The organism is Myroides sp. LoEW2-1 (genome assembly GCF_009767705.1).
GTDB classification, from domain to species: domain Bacteria; phylum Bacteroidota; class Bacteroidia; order Flavobacteriales; family Flavobacteriaceae; genus Flavobacterium; species Flavobacterium album_A.
Genome location: NZ_WSPP01000126.1, coordinates 1 through 577 on the forward strand (window position 1 = coordinate 1; position 577 = coordinate 577).

General features: G+C 29.8%; 1 protein-coding gene. It reads right to left on the bottom strand.

Going from position 1 to position 577, the window contains the following annotated elements; genetic code table 11:
* Positions 1-57 precede the first annotated feature (57 nt).
* Positions 58-577: DDE-type integrase/transposase/recombinase (locus GOQ24_RS08615; RefSeq protein ID WP_160339480.1), on the bottom strand; the 520-nt coding region annotated here is incomplete at its 5' end.

Sequence of the window (577 nt, forward strand, 5' to 3'; positions counted from 1 at the left end):
TGTATGTCTTCAAACTAATGTAGACTTTTAGGACGTAAGCATAAGATAGTGTTTTAGTTATAAATTTATTAATTTTTGTTGATTATACAACTGTCTTCTTTTAGTTAAAGTTTCTTGTTTTAAAACAGCTCTTTTTTCTAATATTTTATCTGATTTTCCATAATATACGTCCTTAGGAGTTAAGTTTCCAATTGCCTCGTGATATCTGTTATTATTGTAGTTTTCTACAAAAACCTCAATAGCATCTATTAGCTCTTCAGGATGATAGTAATTATTAAGTTTTACAACATTTTTCATTGTTCTATGATATCTCTCAATTTTTCCTTGTGTTTGAGGATGTAGAGGTCTCCCATGTACTTGCTTCATTTTCATATCCTTCTCTAAAAAGATCTTTAAATCTTTTGCGATGTAGCAAGGTCCGTTATCAGATAACAACTTAGGTTTTGCTTTTGATTTGAGTTTTGCCTTGTTTATAGCTGTTTCTACGGTTCTTTTTACATCATTAGCTTCCATAGAGTCACATAGTTCCCAATGAATAATATAACGGCTGTAATCGTCTAAAATCGTACTTAAATAA